The sequence below is a fragment of the Marinobacterium halophilum genome (genome assembly GCF_003014615.1).
Classification (GTDB): Bacteria; Pseudomonadota; Gammaproteobacteria; order Pseudomonadales; family Balneatricaceae; genus Marinobacterium; species Marinobacterium halophilum.
The window spans coordinates 69122-91933 of the sequence record NZ_PYGI01000015.1 but is presented as its reverse complement, the minus strand read 5'-3'; the positions used below and the strand labels follow the sequence as shown (position 1 = coordinate 91933).

The following is a 22812-nucleotide window of genomic DNA, read 5'->3' as shown; positions in this document are numbered from 1 at the left end:
CATGGAAGCACTCGACGCCTTGATCAATCGCGTATCCTGCCCGCGCCTGGAAGGGCCGGCACCTACTGCAGAGCAGCTGGAGCAGATGCTGCAGGCTGCTCTGCGGGCACCGGACCATGGTGCGCTGCGCCCCTGGCGGTTCATTATCACTGAGGATGAGGGGCTGGTGAAGCTGGGGCAGTTGTATGCGGCCGCCGCCCGTGCTGATGATCCGACATTGGCGGAGGCACGTTATGAAAAATACGCCAACATGCCGCTGCGGGCACCAATGGTTATTACCGTGGTTGCAGTGACCCGTGAGCACCCTAAAGTGCCGGTCGGCGAGCAGATGATCTCGGCCGGTTGCGCTGCGCATGCTATTACTCAGGCTGCACATGCCTTGGGTTTGGGTGCCATGTGGCGTACCGGTGAGATGGCTTATCATCCTCAGGTTGAGCAGGGGCTGGGCTTGCGTGAAGGTGAGTGCATTATCGGTTATATCTATCTGGGTCAGCGTTGCCGTGAGCGTCGCGCGCCACAGCTGGAAAGTGCCGACTTCGTAACTCGCTGGGAAGGCTAACATGAAGCTGACTGACACCACCGATTTCCTGAGCTGGCTCCAGCCCAGGATTCCGCTGCTGGAACATTTGGGAGTTGAACGCCTGGACTGGGATGGGCAAACGCTGGAGATCCCGACGCCGCTGGCGCCCAACGTCAATGACAAGGGTACCGGTTTTGGTGGTTCTCAGGCCGCGATCGCTACGGTCGCGGGTTGGTGCTTGACCACGTTATGCCTGAAAGAGCGCGGACTGGAGTGTGATGTCGTGATCGCCGACAGTCATCTGCAATATCTCAAGCCGGTCACGGGTGACTTTGTTACGCGAGTATCGCTGGATGATGTCGCAGACGCCGATGCCTTGGTAGCGCGGATAGGCGAGCGCGGCAAGGGTAAGCTGAAGCTGGTGGCTGAAGTACTTTGTGGCGGTCAGACGTGTATGAGACTGGAAGGGATGTACGTCGCGATTCGGCGCTGAGCGCCTCTGATCATGTTTAGGAAGCTGGATCATTGACCAATCGCTTGCGCGGCAGGCTCCCACGCCATTCGGTGCAGAGATATGGGAGCCTGCTTGCAGGCGACAAATTTGATGTGCCCAGACACACAGGGGGCGGAGTGATCAGCTTCCCTGGCGGGTTGAGGTGATGGTTCGGCTCAGCAGGATTACCGGTATGATGCCGACCAGTACGATCAGCATGGCAGCCGGTGCACTGGTTTCCAGCATCTCGTCCGAAGCGTACTGATACACATATGTTGCCAGCGTATCGTAGTTGAACGGCCGTAGAATCAACGTCGCCGGCAGCTCCTTCATCGCATCCACAAACACCACCAACAGTGCCGTCAACAATCCTCCCCGGATCAGGGGCAGGTGGACTTTGCGCAGGGTTTGCAATGGGTTCAGGCCCAGTGAGCGTGATGCCATATCCATGCTGGGGGTGACTTTGGCCAGTGAGGATTCCACGCTGCCGGTCGACACGGCCAGGAAGCGCACACAGTAGGCGAAGATGATGGCAAAAGACGTGCCGCTGAGTAGCAGGCCGGTGCTGAAACCGAAATGACTGCGCATGAACGCATCAATGCTGTTGTCGAAAGCGGCCAGAGGGATGATCACGCCGATCGCCAAAACCGCGCCAGGCAGTGCGTAACCCAAGCTGCTCAGGCGTGCCGCGAGCGTTAGTGACTTGAAGCCCGGGTAGAGGCGTTTGCTATATGCCAGCACGATAGCGACAGCGACAGTCAGCAAGGCTGCGAGGCTGGACAGGGTAAAGCTGTGAGTTGCGTGGGCGATGAAGTCGGCTTCTGTTACTTGATCCAGTCGACGCAGGGCGTAACGGCCCAGCACTACAAACGGGATCAGGAAGCCCAACAGGACGGGCAGAGCGCAGGCCAGGGTCGCCGCTGCCGACTTGAGCGGTGACAGCGTATAGCGATCGATGCTGCGGAAACGGTCGCTGCCGGTGAACTGGCGCTGGCGTGAGCGGGCGATTCGTTCCAGTGATATCAGCAGAATCACGAACACCATCATCAGGGTCGCGATCTGGGCGGCGGCGCCGATATTGCCCATATTCAGCCAGGCATCATAAATGCCAGCGGACAGGCTTTTTACGGCAAAATAATCCACCGTGCCGAAATCGTTCAGGGTTTCCATTGAGACCAACGACAGACCCACGGCAACGGCGGGTCGGGCAATTGGCAGCGATATGCGGTAGAAGCTCTGCAGTGGCGAGCAGCCAAAAATGCGGCTGGCGTCCCGAATGCTCATGGATTGTTCCAGAAAGCTCGCCCGTGACAGCAGGTACACATAGGGGTAGAGCACCAGCGTCAGCATCAGGATTGCGCCACCGAGGCTGCGGATATCCGGAAACCAGTAGTCCATTGCGGTTTGCCAACCGAACAGTTCGCGCAGGAAGCTTTGTATCGGGCCTGCGTATTCCAGCAGGTCGGTATAGAGGTAGGCGATCAGGTAGGCAGGCATGGCAAAGGGCAGCAGCAGCGCCCACTCAAACAGGCGGCGGCCAGGGAAATTGCACATGGTCACCAGCCAGGCCGTGGATACACCAATCAGCACCGACAGGCTGCCAACACCCGCAAGCAGCAATAGTGTGGTCTTGATGTAGACCGGTAAAATGGTGTCGACCAGATGTGGCCAGATGTTTTCAGTCGGAAACAGTGCCAGCCAGAATACGGCCAGCACGGGCAGCATTACCAGCAGTGCGCTGCCCCAGGCAACCGAATACCAGCCCGGCATGAAGCGGCGCGGCTTGCGGGTATCGATCAATGGTGCGTCGGCAGTAGCAGTAATGTCGGTCATGATTCGCTAGAAGGCACAGAAACGGTAGCCGGGAAGACTACCGTTTCAGCGTGCAACTGTCGATTATTCAACAGAATAATCAGTTATCGAAGCCGACTTTGTCGACCAGGCGAGAAGCTTCGGCACGATGTTTAACCACATCGCCCAGGTTAACTTCATCAGCCTTGAATGTGCCCATGTGTTCTTTGAGTAGCGGTGACCATTCAGTATTCGGGCGCACCGGGAACTCGAAGTTCACGTCGGCATACATCTGCTGGGCCTTCTCGCTGGTCAAAAACTCGATCAGCTGCAGAGCGGCATCCGGATGCGGTGCATGTTTGGCCAGTGCGGCACCGGAGATGCTCATGTGCGCGCCACGATCATCCTGATTCGGGAACACCAGATTCACGGACTGGGCCCAGGCGACCTGTTCCGGTTCCTTTTCGTTGGTCAGCATCTTGCCATAGTAGTAGGTATTGCCCAGTGCGAGATCACACTGGCCTTCTTTCACGGCTTTGACCTGTGAACGGTCGTTGCCCTGCGGACGACGCGCCAGATTTTCCTTCACGGCGGTCAGCCACTGTTCGGCCTGCTCAGCACCGTCGTGCTCGATCATGGAGCCGATCAATGAAAGGTTGTAGGAGTGCTTGCCGCTGCGGGTGCAGATGCGGCCTTTCCACTTCGGATCAGCCAGTTCTTCATAGGTTTTGATCTCGCCCGGTTCAACGCGATCCTTGGAGGCATAGATGATACGCGAGCGTGCGGTCAGACCGACCCACTTGCCATCCTTGGAACGATACTGTGCCGGCACATTGGCGTCGATCACATCGCTGTTGATGGTGGCAACGAGGTCACGCTCAACGGCATCGTGCAGCGGTCCGATATCGGAAGTCAGGATTACGTCGGCGGGTGAGTTGGCACCTTCATGCTGCAGACGCTCCAGCAAGCCATTTTTGGAGAAGATGACGTTAGCCTTGATGCCGGTCTCGGCAGTGAAGGCTTCCAGCAGCGGCTTGATCAGGAATTCCTGACGGTAGGAGTAAATATTCACCTCGTCAGCGGCCTGAGCTACGCTGCCCAGGGTGGAAAGTGCCAAACCTGCCAGTAGTGCTTTTTTCGCGATCATCGATATATCTCCAGTGCAACCGAGTAAAAATAGCCCGGCGTCGAAGGTGACTAAAAACTTAATGCGAATTGTTATCAGTTTTGGTTCGCATGTCAATGGTATTGAGTATGATTCTTGTTTTCGACTTATATCAATGAATTATATAGGGCTATTACACCGTTACACCAGTGCGCCAGATCACGCATTTGTCGGTCGCAAGGCTCGGATCAGAGTGCCAGGGGGAATAGGCGTGACAGTAATACGGGTACGGCAGTTTCAACCCGTAAAATACGTGGTCCCAGGTGAATCGGTTCAAGGCCTGCTTCGCGTAATTTGTTGACCTCATAGGCGATGAAACCACCTTCGGGGCCGATAGCCAGGGTGGTGGGTTCTGCAGTTGCTGCCGGGCAGGGTGTCGCGTCATAGGGGTGCGCGACCAGTGCGCGTGTGTTGCGGGCAATCGCGGGCAGCTCATCCTCGACAAAGGGCTTGAAGCGTTTACGCAGATAGACGTTGGGCAAGCGTGTATCACCAGCTTGTTCCAGTCCCAGCAGGAGGTGCTCACGTAGCGTGTCTGCATGCAGGATGGGGGTAGACCAGTAGCTCTTGTCGACGCGGTAAGAGTTGATCAGCCACAGCTCCTTGACGCCCAGGGTGGCCACGGTTTCCAGTGTGCGCTTGAGCATTTTGGGGCGGGGCAGAGCCATGATCAGTCGCAGCGGCAGTGGCTTGGGTGGCGCCTGATTCAGTTGTACTCGCAGCTCCAGATACTGGTCGGTCAAGACGGTGACTTCACCCAGGCCGATCAAACCATTGAGTACCCCGACCCGAAACCGCTCGCCGACTTGTGCCTTATGAACGCTGCGCATGTGCTGAAAGCGACGGCCACTGATGCGCACATGGTGTGGACCTTTAAAGTCGGAGGTGTAGAGCAGAATCAGATTCACGGGCGATACCGAGCGGTTGAAAAAAACGCCGATCATAGCATTGTTGGCCGCTGTGGCGGCATTCGGGGCTGTGCTCCAAGGCTTGTCATTTGGTTTTTCGGTAGCGTGTAGTGGGCTGGGTAAGAGTCAGCCTGTATGCGAATTCAAATTGTCATATAGCTTGGCCAGTAGCACGTTGGTGCGTTGAATTTGTGCTGAGCTGAGTCCTTTGAAACTGTTGCGGAACAGGTTTTTGACCGAATCTCTTATTAGTTCCAGGCTCTCTAGCCCCTTGCTGGTTAAGGAGACTAGCGTGACCCGGCCGTCATCGGGTGAAGTTATCAGGTTGACGAGCCCTTCATCACGCATTCGATACACAATCTTGGTCGTTGTCGGCAGTTTGGCAACCGCGTGGCTGGCTATTTCTGACATGCTCAGCTCTGAATGTTCTTTCAGAATCATAATGATTCGCCAGCGTGGTACGTCCATGTCGACACGTTTGAGTAACCGCTCCATCTCCTGTGTATAGAGTGCATTCAGCTGTGCAATCCAGTAGAAGGGGAATTCGCTACGTTTAAAGCTGTCGCTGAGCGGATCGTACATGTCCATTTTGTTTTTGCTGTTCATCAGTCAGTACTGCCATACAGGTTTGCCCAGTCAGTACGACGGGGAGTGTAAGGGTGATTGTGGAAATATACTCTTAATCACTTTAGGGGGGGAGTTTTTTGCATATTTTGGTCAAAAAATAATTCGTTTTCACATGTTTTATTAAGCATTATATCGTCCATTTATGGGATCTTAACATCTCGAAAGTAAGATCCTTGCTGTTTTTATACTCTCATAAATATGTTTTTTTGCTTTTCTAGTCTGTTAATTGGCGATTTTCATGACTTTTAGTGTTTTTTGATCTTTCTTCTTGTCGCTGGTATTGGCGTACTGAAGTTTTGGTCTGCGGTTTTTAATGTTTCTATTTAGTTGACGTTTCAAGTGATAAGTGAAATTATTTTGCTGTGCTCATCGACACTTGAAAGTCCCTGGATTGATAGTTGTTGGCCTACAAAAAATATAAAAGCGAGAGCTCACATGACAGCACTACTGGCTCGGTATGAACTTGGATCGATTGGTGGTCTAAGGGTCGCAGTAAAGGATTCCGTGGATGTTGAAGGCGTTCCAACCCGTCTTGGGAGTGCCGCATGCGAAACAGTGACACCAGCAACTGCGCATGCCGAAATAGTCCATAACATCCTCAGCGCCGGTCATCAGATTATCGGCAAGACGCTTATGCACGAGCTTGCATTTGGTGTCACCGGTATCAATCACTATTCGGGCACGCCTGTTAACACCCTCTATCCAGATTTGATTCCGGGTGGTTCTTCCAGTGGTTCTGCGGTTGCGGTTGCAGATGGCACTGCCGACTTTGCCATTGGTACGGATACAGGTGGTTCTGTCCGCGTGCCAGCAGCTTGTTGCGGTGTGTTTGGGTTCAAGCCAACCTTTGGCCGTGTCAGTCGTCAAGGTGTTTGGCCCACAGAAACTTCTCTCGATTGCGTAGGCCCCTTCGCTGCAACCTTGTCGGTGTTGGAGAAGGCAGAGCAGGCTCTGGACCCCAGCTTTAACCTTGATGTAATTACCAAGAAAAAATTCCATTTTGGTCTGGTGGCTGACACCTCGGCCCGTTCAGAGGTGGCCACTGCTCTGCAGCATTACCTGAAGCAGAGCGGTGTCAGCCAGGCTTCGCTCAGTTTGCCGCTTATGGAAGACGCCTTTCTAGCCGGTTTGGACGTGATCAACGCCGAGACGGCATTAGCCTGTAAAACTTTCCTGGATACTGGGCGAGTGGGGTTGGATGTGGCCGAGCGGTTACGTAAAGCCGCGCAAACGACGGCTGGCCAAGTTGCCGTTGCTGAACACGTCAGAGATCGTTTTTCCCGCCAGTTAGACGCTCGGTTTGAAGTGTTTGATGTGTTGGTGATGCCTGCGCTACCTGACTACCCATTGCGACGTGAAGAGGCTTTTGCTGGTGCAACTGATCTGCGGATGACCGCGTTGGTGCGACCGTTCAACCTGTCGGGTCACCCGGCTTTAGTCATACCGTTTGAAGTTGGTGGTTTGCCGATTGGTATTCAGTTGATCGGGCGTAAGGGAGCGGACGAAGAGGTGTTTCTGGCAGCCCGCGAATTGGTGCAAAGAAGTGCATCACTTAACAACAATAAATATACACAGTGACAGGGGAGCATAGCGACATGCCTGGCTATCAGATTGATAAATCCCTTTGGGGCGGGGAGGCCGTATTTAATGCCCTGTTAGACGATGTACGCACGCGTAGACATGAGTTTGAAGACCAGAAATATATCTCTCAGGATATCATCGAGTCCTTCAAGCATATTGGTGTTTACCGTGCGATGGTGCCTAAGGCTATGGGGGGCGACGAACGCTCGCCTATGGAGTTCCTGCAAATGGTTGAGTCTTTGGCTGCGGCCGACGGCTCTGCCGGTTGGGTCGCAAGCTTTGGTATGAATCCGGCCTATTTGGCAGCATTACCATCGGAAACCATCAATAAGATCTGGTCCGAGACACCAAACGTGGTGTTTGCGGGTGGTATTTTTCCGACCCAGCCGGCGAAAAAGGTCGAGGGCGGCTTCATTGTCAACGGTTGCTGGAAGTTCGGCAGCGGCTGCATGGGCGCCTCCTTGATTGGTGTGGGTATTCAGCCTGATGGTGGCGAACCGCTGCCGCGTATGGCGGTGATGCCAGCGAATAAGGTGAAAATCAAACCTAACTGGGATGTGATTGGCATGGTGGGTACCGGCAGTCATGACCTGGTTGTAGAAGACGTCTTCGTGCCTGAAGAGTGGACCTTTGTTCGCGGTGGTAAGCCCAATATCGAATCCGACTTTTTTCGTTACCCATCGTTGTCCTTTGCCGCGCAGGTACTTGCGGTAACGACGGCCGGATTGGCTCGTGAAGCACTGGATGTGGTTCAGGCAATGGCCGCCGGGCGCAAGTCTGTTACTGGCGCGCCCAATCTGGGCGAGCGTGAATATGTGCAGATCGAAATCGCCAAGGCGGAAGCCAAGGTGCGTTCGTCTCGAGCCTTCTTTTACGAAGCTACAGAGGCTGCTTGGAGCACCATCAAACAGGGAGGCGAGCCGAGTCGTGATCAGGTCAATCTGGTGCGCTTGGCAACGACTAACCTGGCCCACGAATGTGCCGAGGCGATCCGTTCGACCTATCAGGTCACAGGGATGACGGGCGCTTACAACGATCATCCTCTGTCACGCATTCTACGTGATTCCATGATGTGTACTCAGCACGCGTTTATGGGCGCCATCACTCTAAAGAATGCCGGTGCCATGTTTTTCGGCCATGACCCCCTGCCGGGTTACCTGTAATTGAATAATAACAAGGAGATACACCATGAGTGACAATAAACCTTTGCGTGTCCTTTTCTGCATGGGCATCAACCAGAACTTCATGGATGCCCCGCGTGAAGAGCAGCTCGACGTTTGGGCCGCTTTCGGTGAAATGTGGAACGGCATTCACGACATGGAAGGGGTTGAGGTGATCGGCAACATGGATGACGACCAGAGCATGGTTGGTCCGTCCAATGGCTATCCCTGGACAACCTACCTGCTGGCCGATGTGAAGGACTACGACACTGTCTGCGCCTGCAGCAACCTGTTCCGCTCGACCGAAGTTGGCAAGGGCCCTTACAAGCTGTGGCGCTACGCCAAGGTAGAGGCGCGTATTGGTCGCGAGCTGATTGTACAGCGTGCCTGAGGATGGATTGATGAGCGAACTTGAACAGCTGCGTCAGCGTGTGGGTGTCCTTGAGGCCGCCAACGAGGTCAGCGCCTGTCTGCATGAATATATGCAGCTGTGCGACTACCTCAATGAAGGTTTTGATCTGGATCCGCTGATGGCGCTGTTCACAGAAGACGCCATCTGGGAAGGCAAGGGTAAGCGTTATGCCGCGACCTTTGGTCGCCGGGAAGGGCGTGAATCGATTCGTGCGATGTTCGACAAGTACACCCAACCACCGGCCCACTTCGCCCTTAACGTGCATTTCTTGACGTCTGAAAAAGTGGATGTGCGCAGCGAGACCGAAGCCGAGGGTACTTGGGTGCTGCTGCAGACCGCTACTTTTGCCGATGGCCGGTCCCAGCTAAGCAGTGCGCTGCTGGATGTGCAATTCCGCCGGGAGGGCGGGCGCTGGAAGATTGCGCATTTCTGCACCACCAGCCGCTTTAATCGCCCGGTGCAGACGCCTTGGGATAACCCGCAGCCTTTGCCAGTCCCCGAAGAATAATAAGAGACGTGGCGGCCTGATGGGTGCCAGCCGGTCATGAATATAGAGAGCAAGACCATGAGTGAACTGATCGAAATGCAGAGCGTCAGCCTGAAAGCGGCTGAAATGGTTGAAGAGGGACGTGTACACAAGTCGCTCTATTCTGACCCGGCCATCTTTGAGGAAGAGCTGGATAAAGTCTTCAACAACACGTGGGTATTTGTGGGCCACGAAAGTGAAGTGCCTGAGGCTGGAAGCTACAAGACGGCCTGGGTCGGGCGTCAGCCAGTGATTCTGAGCCGCGACCGCAAAATGAACCTGCATGTGCTGCAGAACCGCTGTCGTCACCGTGGTGCCACCGTCTGCGAAGGCCGCAAGGGTAAAACCAAGAGTTTCACCTGCCCTTATCATGGCTGGGGCTATGGTCTTGACGGTGCCCTGCGTGCGCTGCCGAAGCCGGAAGAGTATGAAGGCGTATTCGACAAGAAAGACTTCCCCTTGGAACGTTTGCGCCACGAAAGCTATCAGGGGTTGGTGTTTGCTACGTATCGCGACGACATCGAATCGCTGGAAGATTTTCTCGGTGGGGCGAAGAAGTGGATCGACCTGTTCATGAAGCAGGGGGGAGGCTACCCGGTCAAAGTGTTGGGAGAGCACCGTTTCAATTTCCCGGGCAACTGGAAAATCCAGCTGGAAAATACCACGGATGCCTACCACTTCCCGATCATCCATAAGTCATTCGTGACCTCACTGGATGATCACACAGCTGATATTTTTGATTTTCTACATGGTGATGGCTTTGTTGAAGACTTGGGTAATGGCCACAGCGTGATGGTCATGATTCCTGAGCTGGTCGATCTGGAAAGCGATCTTGATCAACCGATCCCGCCGCGCTTCCAGAAACTGGCCGACGAATTGCGTACCGAAGGCAAGCCTGAAAATGAAGTGAAAAAGCTGGTGCGTGCTGCACACGGCACCGGCTTTAACCTGAATTTGTTCCCGAACGTTTCCTGTTCAATGGCGTTCTTCCGTGTCTTGCGTCCGGTTAGCGTCGGTGAAACCGAAATCCAGCATGTGGCATTAGGGGGTGAGGGTGCGCCTGCACCGTTTAACCGCAAACGCATGCGTCTGCATGAGCACTTTCAGGGACCAATGGGGTTTGGTACGCCTGACGATGGCGAAGCTTGGGAGCGTGTACACAAGGGATCTCAAGCGGGTAATGATGGTTGGATTCTGGTCAATCGCGGCTTGAATAACCTCCACACGTCGCCGGATGGCAATGTGGCGGGTGCGGTCTGTTCTGAAACCGGTATGCGTGGTGCCTACCAACAGTACAAAAGAATGATGGCTGCAGGTGAGGAGAAGTAAGCGATGAAACTTAATACCCAACTGCTCAATGATGTTACGGCGTTCATTTGGTATGAAGCGGATCTGCTGGATCACAAAGGCTACCAGGAATGGCTGCAGCTTTGGAGCAACGATGGCCTCTACATAGTGCCGGCGGAGTTTGATGCCGATGACAACTATGAAGATACTCTGAACCTGGCGCTGGATAATGCCGACATGCGCCGCATGCGTATCGCTCGTCTGGAAGATGGCGAATCCGTGTCGGCCAACGCGACCGGCAATACTGTGCGCATGGTCTCACGTGTGCGCTTGCTGGAAGCCGGTGATGACTTGGTAATCGCCCGCTGTGCCATGACCCTGAACGAGATGCGTCACGGCAAGTTGGTGACTTACCCTGCGGATGTGGAATATCAGTTAAAGCCCGCTGCGGATGGCTATCGTCTGGCCCGAAAGGTGGTGCGGTTGATGCACGCCGACAGCTTCCTGCGTACTGTCAGCTTTATCTTCTGAGGAGGTCGCCCATGTCCACATCTGCACAGTTTCAGGTGGCGCTGGTCACCGGTGCCGCTCAGGGGCTGGGCCACCACATCGCCGCGCGTCTGCATGACGCCGGCTACCGCGTGGTGCTCAGCGATATCAATCTCGAAGCCGCGCAACAGGCGGCCACAGCGCTGGATGGCAGCGGCGAAACCGCTATGGCGGTGCGCCTGAATGTGGCCGAACAGGCCGATTTTGAAGCTGCGCTGGCGCAGGTGCTGGAGCGCTGGGGTGCCCTACATGTGCTGGTCAACAATGCCGCCGTGACTCGGGCGACCCCGGTGATGGAGATTTCCGCCGACGAGTTCAACGACATCGTCAATATTAACCTGGGCGGCACCTTTGTGGGCTGCCAGGTGATGGGGCGATACATGGCGGATCAGGGCTATGGCCGCATCATCAACATGTCCTCTCTGGCGGGCCAGAACGGCGGCACCTCTACAGGTGCGCATTATGCCGCATCCAAGGGCGGCATCCTGACACTGACCAAGGTGTTTGCCAAAGAGCTGGCGGCGCAGGGCGTTACCGTCAATGCCATCGCGCCGGGTCCGATCGATTCGCCGATGGTGAAAGCACTGGTGCCGGAAGAGCGTCTGCCGACACTGCTGGGCGCAATCCCGGTGGGGCAGTTGGGCGAGGCCGATTTTGTCGGCGACATGGTGGTACAGCTGGCACGGCCGGAAGCGGCGTTCGCCACGGGCACCACCTGGGATATCAACGGCGGCCTGTTCATGCGCTGAGGCAAAACCTATGACCACGAATATCGATAACACACTTATTCAGGCGACGGTGACCCGTCGTGATGACCAGACCGACGAAATTGCGGTCTTTGAACTGGCGACTGCCGATGGCACTGCTTTGCCTGCCTTTGAGGCCGGTGCTCACATTGACGTGGTGGTGGCTCCCGAGCTGATCCGTCAGTACTCCCTGAGCAATGCGCCGGGTGAGCCCACCTATCGCCTGGGCATTCTTAATGACCCGGATTCACGTGGCGGCTCGCGCCAGATCCATGCTGACCTGAAAGCCGGTGCCGAGGTGCAGATCAGTGCCCCGCGTAACCACTTTCCGCTGGAGATGGACGCCGAGTATAGTCTGCTGATCGGCGGCGGTATCGGCATTACTCCGATGATCGCCATGGCCTATGCCCTTAAAGCGGCCGGCAAACCCTTCGAGCTGCACTACTGCAGCCGCAGTGAAAGCAAGGCCGCGTTTCTGAACGAACTTACGAGTGCGTTCGGCGATCGTCTGGTACTGCACTTTGATGATGCCGGTGAAGACAGCCGCATCGATCCCAAGGCATTGGCGTTAGCACGGCCTGGCACGCACCTCTATGTCTGTGGCCCCAGTGGTTTCATGGACTGGGTGATTGAGCAGGGCAAGGCGGCCGGTTTGCCTGACGCTCAGGTTCACTTCGAATACTTCAATGCTGACGTCGACATCAGTGGCGAGGCGTTTGAGGTGTATGCCGAGGCCAGCGACGTGACCGTGAAAGTCGGTCCGAATGAAAGTATCGCGACGGCGCTCAAGGCGGCTGGCGTGAAGGTCCAGATGTCATGTGAAGAGGGTGTGTGTGGCACCTGTATCTGTGACGTATTGGAAGGAACACCAGACCATCGGGACCTGTTCTTGACTGATGAAGAGAAAGAAGACAACGACCAGATCGCACTCTGTTGCTCTCGGGCTAAAAGTGAGCGATTGGTGGTTGATATCTGAAGATCGTGTGCTGTCAGGCCTGCCATGGATGTGCTGTGGCGGGACGCCGGTTCAGACCGGAACCAAACTGAAAACGGGAGAATAACAATGAAAAAAATCCTCCGTGTTGCAGCTTCTGCAACGATTGTACTTCTGGCATCCACCGCACAGGCGGAAACCCGCTTGACCATGTCATCCTGGCTACCATCGGGTCACCCGTTGGTGAAAGATGTCATGAAGCCCTGGGCTGAAAGTGTAGAGGAAGTCACCAACGGCCGGGTTAAAGTGATCATGTTGCCCTCGGCGTTGGGCCACCCCAAGGTTCACTACGATATCGCCCGTGAAGGTCAGGCGGATATTACGTACAGTGCCCATGGTTACACACCGGGTCGTTTCAAACTATACAAAATGGTTGAGTTTCCGTTCGGGGGTAACAGTGCCGAAAGCACGTCTGTGGCGTACTGGAATGTGTACAACGAATACTTGAAGCCAGCCGGTGAACACAAGGATGTCAAACTGCTGGGGTTGTTCACGCATGGTCCGGGTCATATCCACAACAGTCAGCGGACAGTGAATGCGGCTGCTGATCTTAAAGGTCTGAAGCTGCGTGTAGGTGGTGGCATCATGAATGACATTAGCACTGAGTTGGGTGCAGTGACCTTGCAAAAGCCTTCATCCAGTACGTATGAACTGGTGTCCAGTGGCGTAGCCGACGGTACTCTCTTCCCGCTGGAATCAGTGCCAGCATTCAATATTCAGAACAAAACCACCCACACCACCCTGGTGCCGGATGGTTTGTACAACTTCAGCTTCTTTTTGGTCATGAACCGTGACCGCTTTGCCGATCTGTCGGAAGAAGATCAGCAAGCAATTGAATCCGTATCGGGCGAGGCTTTTGCTCACTTGGCTGGAAAAATGTGGGATACACAGGACGCCCAAGGGCTGGAATCAATCAAGGCCAACGGCAACGAAGTCGTGACCGCTGATGCAGCATTCCTGCAAGAAATTCGTAATGCGAGTGCGCCGATGGAAGCGCAATGGCTGAAAACAGCCGCGTCTTTAGGGGTTGATGGCGAAGCTGCATTGAAGGCCTTCCGCGAGCATAGCAAACAGCAGGACGTGGCCCAGTCACGCTGACAGGTGATCCGATGAATTCAACTTTAAATCCTGCAGTAAGCTGGGTCCATCGGGGTGAGCGTGCTGTTCAGCATCTGCTGAGCGGCACCGCTGCCATTGTCATGTTTCTGATGATGGCGCTGACCCTGGTCGATGTCCTTGGCCGTTACCTGTTTTCAGCGCCAGTGACCGGTGCTTTCGAGCTGACCGAACTGATGCTGGCGGCCGTGATTTTCCTGGGTTTGCCGCTGATTACGGCGGAGAACGGACATGTCGCGGTCGATATTATGGACTCAGCATTTGGTCCTCGTGCTCAAGTGGTTCAGGAATGGCTGATTGCACTGGTCAACATACTGGCATTCGCAATATTCAGTTGGATGCTCTGGAAGCACGCTTTCAAAGTGTATCGCTATGAAGATACAACGGCTGTACTGCAAATACCTTATGCCTGGCTCGGATTTCTGATGGCAGGCACCACCTCGCTGGCAACGTTGACGTTATGCCTGCAGCTGCTGTTCAAGCGTACTGACAAGACCTCAGGAGGTAAGCAGTAATGGAGGCGAGTCTGATCGGCTTTGCAGCACTCATGGTGCTGATTCTGGTACGGATCCCGCTGGGGATTGCCATGGGGGTCGTGGGTGTTATCGGCTTTGCGCTGATGCAGCAGATCGAATACGGCAACCCGCGCGGCTGGGATAGCGCACTCAACATGATTGCATCGACCGCGTTTGATACCGGTTTGGCGTATGGTTTGTCAGTCGTGCCACTGTTCCTGCTGATGGGCAACCTGATTACCGAATCAGGCATGTCGAAGGAATTGTACCGTGCGGCCAATGCGTTCCTGGGACATTTCAAGGGTGGTTTGGCACTGGCAACCGTGGTGTCCTGCGGTGCCTTCTCGGCCGTGTGCGGCAGCTCTATGGCAACCGCAGCGACCATGTCCAAAGTGGCTATGCCGTCGATGCGCGAGTTCAAGTATGACGACAGCCTTGCTACCGGTGCGATCGCAGCCGGAGGCACCCTGGGGATTTTGATACCCCCCAGCGTTATTCTGGTGATCTATGGCCTGATGACCGAAACGGATATAGGCCAACTGTTCATTGCCGGTTTGATACCGGGGCTGATTGGCGTGATCCTCTATATGGCGGCTGTGGCATGCGCTGTACGCCTGAAACCGGGCATTGGTCCGGCAGGCAACCGTTCGAGCTGGAAGGAACGGTTGATTTCCATGAAGGGGATCTGGGGCATCAACCTGATCTTCATCATCGTCATGGGAGGGATCTATGCGGGCATCTTCACGCCGACCGAAGCGGCGGGGATAGGAGCCTCGGGTGCCTTTCTGATCGCGTTGTTCAGCGGCAAACTCAGCTTCCAGATGTTCAATCGTTCACTCAGTCATGCGGCGCGTACCACCGCCATGCTGTTTTTCCTGGTGATCGGAGCGGTGATTTTTTCCAACTTCATTAATCTCACCGGCATGCCGATGTTGCTCAAGGATTGGGTGATGGAGCAGGGCTTCAGCCCGTTCATGGTGATCTTGATACTGATTGGCGTGTACCTGCTGCTGGGCTGTGTGCTTGAGAGCATGTCCATGATCCTGCTGACGGTGCCGGTGTTTTATCCGATGGTGGACGCGATGGGGTTTGACCTCGTTTGGTTCGGCATCCTGGTGGTCGTCGTGACTGAGATCAGCCTGATCACACCACCAGTGGGGATGAATGTGTTTGTGCTCAGAGGTGTGGTTCCTGATGTGAAGCTGTCGACCATCTTCCGTGGTGTAACGCCATTCTGGCTGGCGGATATTGTCCGTTTGGTCTTGATCGTCACGATTCCATCACTGTCACTGATGCTGCCACATGCTGTCGGCTGAGTAAGCGTCGCAAAATAACAATAATGAAGAGGTGACCCAATGAAAAAAGGTGTAATGCGTCCCGGACATGTTCAGCTTCGAGTGCTGGATCTGGATGACGCCCTGCAGCACTACATAGAGCTGATGGGCTTGATCGAAATGGACCGTGATGATCAAGGTCGCGTCTACCTGAAAGGCTGGACTGAAGTGGACAAGTTTTCGGTCGTGCTACGAGAAGCAGACCGCCCGGGCATGGACTTCATGAGCTTTAAGGTGCTCAGCGAAGCGGTGTTGGAGCGGTTGCATGGTGAGCTTGTCGCGTATGGTTGCGAGGTCGAGTCCATTCCTGCCGGTGAACTGAAGGGTTGTGGTCGTCGCATCCGTTTTCAGGCCCCGACCGGGCATCACTTTGAGCTGTTTGCGACCAAGGAACAGACCGGCCGTTATGGCGTTGGCAATCACAATCCTGAAGCCTGGCCGCGTGACCTCAAGGGCATGAAGGCACAGCGCTTCGATCATTGCCTTCTGTATGGGCCCGAACTCGACAAGACGCTGGATCTGTTCTGTGAAGTGCTTGGCTTTGATCTGTGTGAGCAGGTGATGACGCCGGACGGCAAGCGTGTGGCACAGTTCCTGACCACCAGCATGAAGGCACACGACATCGCCTTCATCGATCACCCGGAGCCGGGCAAGTTCCACCACGCCTCCTTTTTTCTGGAAACATGGGAAGATGTACTGCGCGCAGGTGACCTGATATCCATGACTGATACCTCCATCGACATCGGCCCGACCCGTCACGGTATTACCCATGGCCAGACGATCTACTTCTTCGATCCGTCCGGCAATCGCAACGAGGTGTTTTGCGGTGGTGATTATTTCTATCCGGACCACGAGCCAATCACTTGGGATGCGGACAAACTGGGCAAGGCGATCTTCTACCATGATCGTCAGCTTAATGAGCGTTTCCTGACTGTCTTGACCTGATGCTGGAGAATTTCGATGTCATTTGATCCGAAAGATTTTCGCCGGGCGCTGGGCAAGTTCCCCACCGGTGTAACTGTTATTACGACGCGTAATGCTGATGGCAACCCGGTTGGCATGACCGCGAGCAGTTTCAATACCCTGTCGATAGATCCGGCACTGGTGCTTTGGAGTATCGACAAGGGGGCTTACAGCCTGGATGCCTTTACCAAAGGCAAGAGCTTTGCCATCAACGTACTGCGTAACGATCAGGTAGATCTGTCCAATAATTTCGCCCGTCGCGGCGAGGACAAATTCGCGGATGTCGAGACGCAGGACTGTGCCAACGGTGCACCTCTATTACCGGGTGCTGCCGCCTGGTTTGCCTGTAATACCTGGGAAGTTTACGAAGGGGGGGATCATTTCATCATCGTTGGTGAAGTGACTGAGTATGGCTATGCCGATACTGTAAGCTCGCTGGTTTTTCACAATGGCCGCTACGCTATACCGGAAACCCACCCTGCTGCGCAGGCTCCGACTGAATCGTTGGCGGCGCGGGGGTTCCTGGGTGACTATCTGTTGTACCAGTTGCGCCAGACGTTGAATGCGTATGCAGCGGACTTCTATCCACAGCTGAGTCATTTCGGTGTCACGGCAGAAGAGTGGCGTCTGCTCACCCTACTGGCCAATGGTGAGCCAATGGCTCCCGAAAAGATCAGTCGTTTTGTGTCCCAGCCATTGAAAGAGCTGGCTGAGACTGGCGAGTGGTTACAGGACAAGGGCCTGTTATTGGTCGCTGACGAGAACTTCCGTCTGACCGAGAAGGGCCAGCACCTGGCCACCCGGTTACTGGATAAGGCGATCGAGCATGAGCAGCAGGCCATGTCTTGCCTCAATGCCGAACAGCAACAGATGTTGAAGGATAGTTTGGGGGCATTGCAGAAGGGCTTCGTTGGCTGACCCTCTGTAAAGCAGGGAAGCTCGCCAACCCTGTGCCACGGTTGCAGGGCTTATTGGGTGAGTCCCCAAGGCCTGTGGGTGCTGGAGTAGATCAGAGCTGCCTGAACATTGCTGCCGCCAATACCCCGGCGGCAATGGCAGGCAATGGTTTTTTTACCACCAGCATGGTGATCGCAGTTGTTAGCAAGGCGAGGCGGGCACCATTATCACCGTTCAGGGCCATGGGGGCCAGAATGGCGACCAGCACCGAGCCGGACATCGCATTGATAAATTGCTTCACGCGGTAGCTGATGGGCACGAAAGACATGACGAAGACACCTCCCCAGCGGGTCGCCAAGGTCACGAGGGCCATGGCCAGAATAACGCCCAGTGTGCCCAGCCCGGCTGTATCAATGTTCATGGCTTTGCTCCATCCAAAAGAGACCAACAACGCCGCCTGCGAGCGCACCGACAAGCACGTGGCTGTTATCAGGCAAGTACCGGTAAGCCATGAGTGATGATGCCGCTGCGATGGTCCAGATCAACAGCATGCGGAGGTTCTTTTCACCGCCTACAACCATGGCCAGAAGGAAACACCCCATCACCATGTCCAGCCCAAGACTCATGGGGTCTTGAATAGCTCCACCAAAGTAGATTCCCAGCCAGGTACCGAAAACCCAGAATGACCAGAGGGCGAGACCGCCGCCCAGTAAAAGTCCAAAACCCGGCTGCCCCCGGCTAAAGGCCTGTATTGACATCGCCCAGTTGGCATCAGATGCAACGAGCATAACGCTATAGCGTTTTGCCGGTGAAAGATGGTGTAGCCAAGGGTACAGCGTCGCCCCCATCAGCAAGTGTCGGGCGTTGATCGCAAACACCGTGATCAGCAAGGTGAAAAGCGGTACCTGAGGCCCCCAAAGCTCCAGTGCAGCAAACTGCGACGCACCGGCGAAAACCAATGTGCTCATAACCACAATCATCGAGCCGCTCAGCTCGGCTTGCGTTGCTGCCAAGCCAAAAGCGATGCCGAATGCGATGACAAAGACGGCAATGGGAACCAGCTGCTTGAATCCTTGCCAGACCAGTCGAGTGTTCAGTTGATGCAGTTCTGTCTTGACGCCAGACATGGCTTACTCCTTTTATATCCGGCTTTTTGGGGCACTATGATGAACGTGGCGGTCAGGATTTCGCACTGGTCAATGTGCATGGCTGTGTGAGGCAGTCACATTGAGGCAGTCCTTCGGTGGCACAGGGTTCCTTGTATGCATGGTGTCTCTCCTTAACTGAAGTATCACGGCGTTGGGGGAGGTGTCTGGATAGACTCCAGCCAGTGGCGTGTTTCTGCCAGGATTTGGTCGGATAGCTCCGTGCCTTTCGTTGCCCGCGCCAGCATCAGTGCGCCGGCAAGGCTTGAGAGACGGCCGATGGCCGCGCGCCGCCGCTCTGTAGCAGAGGGTTCTGGGCTGGCTTCAGTTAAAATCCCCAACAAGCCCTCCAGCCCTTCGGCAAAAATCTGGTGCAACATGTCATCGCTGGAGCGGCCCACTTCACAGCCCAGTGCAGCGTAGATACAGCCTGTCGCTGCCGAGTCCCGGTGCTCAGCGGTGAGGTAGCGACTGAGCAGCACAGCCAATCCATCCTCTGCATCTGTATCGCGTGCAGTATGCCAGTCCGTTTCTGTTTGTTGGGCGACAAGGCTACATGCCTCAGCAGCCAGTGCTTCCTTGGAGGCAAAATACCTGTAGAAGCCCCCGTGTGTAAGACCGGCGCTCGCCATGATCTCTGCCACACTGACCCCGTCAAGCCCTCGTTCTCGAAACAGCTGGCCTGCGATGCCCAGTATCTTGGCACGGTTACGAGCAGTCGTTTCGCGGCTTGTTTTCATGGCAGTGCCTCAGGTGGCCGGTGAGGCTCTACGCATGACGACCAGTTTGGACGTCATCGACTGGACAATGGCATCGTGCTGGTTGAGGGTGTCGGACCGAATGGTGACGATACCTCTGTCAGGGCGTGACCTTGACGGGGTCACTGCGACGACTTCGGTTACGACTTTCAGGGTGTCACCGGGTCGGGTGGGGGCTGGCCATGTAACTTCGACACCGGCACCAATCAGTCCACCTGCGATAGGTGCGCCGCCCTCGACAAGCAGGCGCATGGTGATGGCCGCAGTATGCCATCCACTGGCAGCAAGCCCTTTGAAAATGGTTTTTTGTGCGGCCTGGTCATCCAGGTGGAAGGGTTGAGGGTCAAAACTGTGTGCAAATTCTTTTATTTGCCCCTCATCCAGTTGTGCGCTGGCGCTGGTGAAGACCTGCCCAACTTCAAGCTCTTCCAAGTATAACGAATTTTCTGTGCTCACGGTCGCGGTCCAATGGGAGGATGATTTAAGATGACAGTCATCATCTAATTTTCTTGATCTTAGATGATGACTGTCATCAAATCAAAGTGTTCATCAGCGACCGCGGGTCTGGTATTCAATGATGAACCGGCTGGATCTAACCGATCAGCACGTTTGCCAATTGCTTATAGCTGCGCAACCGGTGCTGATAATCATGGGTGACCGTCACAATACCGACCTCATCGGATTGGTACCGATCGGCCACGTGGCTGATCTGCTCGGCACATTCTTCGGCTGTACCCAGAATCATCGAGTTCAATACCGCATCGAAGAAAGCCTTGTCGGATGCGCTCAGTTGTTCTTTCAGACGCAATGCCTCGTCGGGTGCTTTGACCACTTCACGAACCCCCTGACGGAAAGCTTTCACCTTCCAGTACACGGCAGGGGCTGCAAGATATTCTGCTTCCTCACGGCTGTCGGCACAGAGTGCAGCCACTGCGATATTGGCTTCGGGCTCGCCAGGGTGGCCAGCGTTGTGCCAGGCCTGCTTGTATTCGGTCAGCACGCTCGGTGGGGCCGGCTCAGGGCTGATAAACAGGGCGAGGGTCATTTTCATGCCGATCTGTCCGGCCAGCCCGGCGCTGCCGCCACTGGAACCCAGCATCCAGGTTGCAGGCGCAGTCGGTTGCCCCGGCATCACCTGCAGGCCTTTGTACGCGTGACTACCAGGCAGGGTATTGTGCAGCAAATGTTGCAGTAGCCACGCCTGTTCGGCGTAGTCTTCCAGCCCGGGTTGGGCCGGATACGCAAGGGCGTGTGAGGCGAGAGCATCACCCCCGGGGGCGCGGCCAATGCCGAGATCGATACGGCCTGGGTAAAGGGTTTCCAGCATGCTGAACTGCTCGGCTACTTTGTAGGGGCTATAGTGCGTCAGCATGACACCGCCACTGCCGACGCGAATGCGCTCAGTTACGCTGGCGATATGGCTGATAAGAATTTCGGGGCAAGGGCCTGCAAAGTTGATGCTGTTGTGGTGCTCGGCCAGCCAGTAGCGGTGGTAGCCGAGGCGATCACAGGCGCGTGCCAGATCAACCGTCAGTGCCACGGGGGAGGTGTTACTTGGCAAGCCCTGTACAGGGGATTGATCAACAACGGTCAGTTTCAAAGTCATGAGGGTTCCTGAATTCGTAGGCTCGGCTTAACGTTCGCCCTGTTCCCGCTTGGGAAACAACCAAAAGGCAAACCATCGCGTGAAACGCGGCATCAATAAATAGGACATGGCGACCATCACCACGGCGGTCACTAGAAACGTTCGGATCAGTAGTGGTATCTGTGCCAATTGTTCTCCGAACAGGAAGAAGATCAGTGTGACCGTAGGGTAGAGTGCTAGCCAGCTGACAATCGTCATTTTGTATTTGGGGGGCGGCTTGACCGGATTGTGCCCGGGCAGGGTAAACCAGTTGATGATGCCGGACATGGTCTCGACCTTACTGGGCATGACTAGCAAGGGTTCAATCTGCTCCAACAGTTCGGTACGTTCAACAGACTGCTGCCAGGCATCCAGGCTCTGTTCGTCGGCAAACTTGAATATGATGCGATATTCAGGGTCGTTCGGGTTGGCGGGACGAAACAGATCGGCACCTAGGTACCCCGGGTAGTGAGAAGCTCGGCAGGTCATTTCACTGCTCAATTGCTCGAACCGGGCTTCCTGACCCTTGATCACGCGGCGTGAAATAACCACCGTGATAGTGCCCTCTCCCGGACGTGTAGATTCTGTTTCTGGCATCATGAAGACTCTGGCAGTATTGGTAAGATGGACGGTGCAGATCGGTAACGGCCGGTTGGGCATTAGCTGAAATGTCCGTGTTATGGTTGACCAATATAGGTCGGTGGGGATATTTATCTACCGGATACACGGGAAGGCGTGATTTCATTTTTGAGAATAACAACATGAACTATCAGGATCTTTACTACTTTATCAAGGTGGTCGAAAAGGGCAGCCTGGTGTCGGCGGCCCGCTATTTGGACATTCCAACCTCAACCTTGTCCCGTCGTCTGCAGGCATTCGAGCAGCAGTTGGGGTACAAGCTTGTGCATCGCAGTTCGAAAAAATTCGGCCTGACCGAGTCTGGTCAGCGTTTCTTCAGTAGTCTGTCACCGGTGATGACCGAACTGGAGATGCGCTCGGAAGACGTAAACAGCGAGCTGTCTTCTCTCTCTGGCGATATTAAGGTGACCGCGCCACTGACATTGGGCCATCACTACGTCAAGGAGTGGGTGTTTGAATTCATGGAAATCAACCCACGAGTTAGTGTGGAGATGTTCCTGAGTAACCAGAACGTGGACCTGGTCAAAAACAGCATCGATATCGCTTTTCGTTTGGGCAAAGTGACGCTGAACGATTGGATTTCGCGGCCACTGATGGAAACCGAAATGGTAGTGGTAGCTACGCCGGAACTGCTTAACCGGCATCCGCAGCCGCAGCAGCCCGAAGGGCTGGCTGAGTTGCCACTGGTGGTGCTTAAGCGTTCAGCTTTTTGGCGTTTTCAAGACTCTGACGGCCATGCTGTGACGTTCACGCCTCATGCCCATCTGCGCACCGACGAGATTCGTTTTGCGGTGGATGCCGTTAAGCGGGGACTGGGGGCTTGTTGCCTACCCCGTTATGTTGTTGCAGACGAGCTGGCGCGGGGTGAGCTGGTCCAGCTGTTGTCTGACTGGTCGATGGAAGGACGAACCATGCACATGCTGTATCCACATCGTGAAAGTCTGCCAGCCAAGACGCGAGCGCTAATCGAGTTTGTAATGGAGAAGGTGCAGCAGAATCCGGGTAGCGTTTGACGGAGCAATAGGCAAAAAGTAGCCATTGCATCCAATGAGTGTTTACCTA

Annotated in this window: 26 protein-coding genes; 16 read left to right on the top strand and 10 right to left on the bottom strand. The window is 55.1% G+C overall.

The features are described 5' to 3' along the window. Position 1: 1 nt before the first annotated feature. Both CLV44_RS11375 and CLV44_RS11370 read left to right on the top strand, forming a co-directional pair. The gene (locus CLV44_RS11375) at positions 2-559 is read left to right on the top strand and encodes a nitroreductase family protein (protein ID WP_106592238.1); all 558 of its coding nucleotides are present in this window, start codon (positions 2-4) and stop codon (positions 557-559) included. A 1-nt stretch (position 560) separates the two neighbouring features. Next, positions 561-1013 carry a YiiD C-terminal domain-containing protein gene (locus CLV44_RS11370; RefSeq protein WP_106592237.1) on the top strand — a complete coding sequence of 151 codons (453 nt, stop codon included), beginning with the start codon at positions 561-563 and terminating at the stop codon, positions 1011-1013. Positions 1014-1154: 141 nt separating this feature from the next. On the opposite strand, the gene CLV44_RS11365 is transcribed toward CLV44_RS11370, so the two are convergent. The 4 genes from CLV44_RS11365 to CLV44_RS11350 form a co-directional block, all read right to left on the bottom strand. Next, positions 1155-2846 carry an ABC transporter permease gene (locus CLV44_RS11365; RefSeq protein ID WP_106592236.1) on the bottom strand — a complete coding sequence of 564 codons (1692 nt, stop codon included), beginning with the start codon at positions 2844-2846 and terminating at the stop codon, positions 1155-1157. 79 nt (positions 2847-2925) lie between these two features. Next, positions 2926-3951 carry a Fe(3+) ABC transporter substrate-binding protein gene (locus CLV44_RS11360; protein WP_106592235.1) on the bottom strand — a complete coding sequence of 342 codons (1026 nt, stop codon included), beginning with the start codon at positions 3949-3951 and terminating at the stop codon, positions 2926-2928. 206 nt (positions 3952-4157) lie between these two features. Next, the gene (locus CLV44_RS11355) at positions 4158-4877 is read right to left on the bottom strand and encodes a 16S rRNA (uracil(1498)-N(3))-methyltransferase (protein ID WP_106592265.1); all 720 of its coding nucleotides are present in this window, start codon (positions 4875-4877) and stop codon (positions 4158-4160) included. Positions 4878-5003: 126 nt separating this feature from the next. Then, on the bottom strand, positions 5004-5483 hold the full coding sequence (locus CLV44_RS11350; protein WP_211298131.1) for a MarR family winged helix-turn-helix transcriptional regulator: 480 nt from the start codon (positions 5481-5483) through the stop codon (positions 5004-5006). 360 nt (positions 5484-5843) lie between these two features. Here CLV44_RS11350 and CLV44_RS11345 point away from each other — a divergent pair, with 360 nt between their 5' ends. From CLV44_RS11345 to CLV44_RS11285, 13 genes are all read left to right on the top strand, one after another. Continuing rightward, on the top strand, positions 5844-7082 hold the full coding sequence (locus CLV44_RS11345) for an amidase (RefSeq protein WP_342748493.1): 1239 nt from the start codon (positions 5844-5846) through the stop codon (positions 7080-7082). 17 nt (positions 7083-7099) lie between these two features. After that, entirely contained in the window at positions 7100-8248 is a 1149-nt protein-coding gene (locus CLV44_RS11340) for an acyl-CoA dehydrogenase family protein (RefSeq protein ID WP_106592232.1), read from the top strand. A 25-nt stretch (positions 8249-8273) separates the two neighbouring features. Next, complete coding sequence (locus tag CLV44_RS11335; RefSeq protein ID WP_106592231.1) at positions 8274-8636, top strand: IacB protein; 363 nt, start codon at positions 8274-8276, stop codon at positions 8634-8636. A 10-nt stretch (positions 8637-8646) separates the two neighbouring features. After that, positions 8647-9165, top strand: a complete 519-nt coding sequence (locus CLV44_RS11330; protein ID WP_170069328.1) for a nuclear transport factor 2 family protein — start codon at positions 8647-8649, stop codon at positions 9163-9165. Between the two features lie 57 nt (positions 9166-9222). Further along, complete coding sequence (locus CLV44_RS11325; protein ID WP_106592229.1) at positions 9223-10512, top strand: aromatic ring-hydroxylating oxygenase subunit alpha; 1290 nt, start codon at positions 9223-9225, stop codon at positions 10510-10512. Positions 10513-10515: 3 nt separating this feature from the next. Next, on the top strand, positions 10516-11001 hold the full coding sequence (locus CLV44_RS11320) for an aromatic-ring-hydroxylating dioxygenase subunit beta (protein ID WP_106592228.1): 486 nt from the start codon (positions 10516-10518) through the stop codon (positions 10999-11001). A gap of 11 nt (positions 11002-11012) precedes the next feature. Continuing rightward, complete coding sequence (locus tag CLV44_RS11315; RefSeq protein WP_106592227.1) at positions 11013-11768, top strand: SDR family NAD(P)-dependent oxidoreductase; 756 nt, start codon at positions 11013-11015, stop codon at positions 11766-11768. A gap of 10 nt (positions 11769-11778) precedes the next feature. Further along, positions 11779-12741 (top strand): PDR/VanB family oxidoreductase, encoded by a 963-nt coding sequence (locus CLV44_RS11310; protein WP_106592226.1) that lies wholly within the window; start codon positions 11779-11781, stop codon positions 12739-12741. Between the two features lie 87 nt (positions 12742-12828). Next, on the top strand, positions 12829-13857 hold the full coding sequence (locus tag CLV44_RS11305) for a TRAP transporter substrate-binding protein (RefSeq protein ID WP_106592225.1): 1029 nt from the start codon (positions 12829-12831) through the stop codon (positions 13855-13857). A gap of 11 nt (positions 13858-13868) precedes the next feature. Then, a complete protein-coding gene (locus CLV44_RS11300; RefSeq protein ID WP_106592224.1) occupies positions 13869-14390 on the top strand; it encodes a TRAP transporter small permease in 522 nt (173 codons plus the stop codon). Next, positions 14390-15706 (top strand): TRAP transporter large permease, encoded by a 1317-nt coding sequence (locus CLV44_RS11295; protein ID WP_106592223.1) that lies wholly within the window; start codon positions 14390-14392, stop codon positions 15704-15706. The genes CLV44_RS11300 and CLV44_RS11295 overlap by 1 nt, the downstream gene beginning before the upstream one ends. Before the next feature lie 39 nt (positions 15707-15745). Next, positions 15746-16669 carry a catechol 2,3-dioxygenase gene (locus CLV44_RS11290; protein ID WP_106592222.1) on the top strand — a complete coding sequence of 308 codons (924 nt, stop codon included), beginning with the start codon at positions 15746-15748 and terminating at the stop codon, positions 16667-16669. A 15-nt stretch (positions 16670-16684) separates the two neighbouring features. Beyond that, positions 16685-17605 (top strand): flavin reductase, encoded by a 921-nt coding sequence (locus CLV44_RS11285; RefSeq protein WP_106592221.1) that lies wholly within the window; start codon positions 16685-16687, stop codon positions 17603-17605. A gap of 91 nt (positions 17606-17696) precedes the next feature. On the opposite strand, the gene CLV44_RS11280 is transcribed toward CLV44_RS11285, so the two are convergent. The 6 genes from CLV44_RS11280 to CLV44_RS11255 all read right to left on the bottom strand — a co-directional run bounded on the left by CLV44_RS11280 (position 17697) and on the right by CLV44_RS11255 (position 21711). Further along, positions 17697-18005, bottom strand: a complete 309-nt coding sequence (locus CLV44_RS11280) for an AzlD family protein (RefSeq protein WP_106592220.1) — start codon at positions 18003-18005, stop codon at positions 17697-17699. Then, positions 17995-18711 carry an AzlC family ABC transporter permease gene (locus CLV44_RS11275; RefSeq protein WP_106592219.1) on the bottom strand — a complete coding sequence of 239 codons (717 nt, stop codon included), beginning with the start codon at positions 18709-18711 and terminating at the stop codon, positions 17995-17997. The genes CLV44_RS11280 and CLV44_RS11275 overlap by 11 nt, the downstream gene beginning before the upstream one ends. Positions 18712-18875: 164 nt before the next feature. Continuing rightward, on the bottom strand, positions 18876-19469 hold the full coding sequence (locus CLV44_RS11270; protein WP_106592218.1) for a TetR/AcrR family transcriptional regulator: 594 nt from the start codon (positions 19467-19469) through the stop codon (positions 18876-18878). 9 nt (positions 19470-19478) lie between these two features. Next, positions 19479-19943: a MaoC family dehydratase gene (locus CLV44_RS11265; RefSeq protein ID WP_106592217.1), complete on the bottom strand. Its 465-nt coding sequence runs from the start codon at positions 19941-19943 to the stop codon at positions 19479-19481. A gap of 136 nt (positions 19944-20079) precedes the next feature. Then, on the bottom strand, positions 20080-21093 hold the full coding sequence (locus CLV44_RS11260) for an LLM class flavin-dependent oxidoreductase (protein ID WP_106592216.1): 1014 nt from the start codon (positions 21091-21093) through the stop codon (positions 20080-20082). A 27-nt stretch (positions 21094-21120) separates the two neighbouring features. Continuing rightward, entirely contained in the window at positions 21121-21711 is a 591-nt protein-coding gene (locus CLV44_RS11255; protein ID WP_245912679.1) for an antibiotic biosynthesis monooxygenase, read from the bottom strand. A gap of 161 nt (positions 21712-21872) precedes the next feature. Between CLV44_RS11255 and CLV44_RS11250 the strand changes: the two genes are divergently transcribed. Continuing rightward, positions 21873-22763 carry a LysR family transcriptional regulator gene (locus CLV44_RS11250; RefSeq protein WP_170069327.1) on the top strand — a complete coding sequence of 297 codons (891 nt, stop codon included), beginning with the start codon at positions 21873-21875 and terminating at the stop codon, positions 22761-22763. Positions 22764-22812 lie beyond the last annotated feature (49 nt).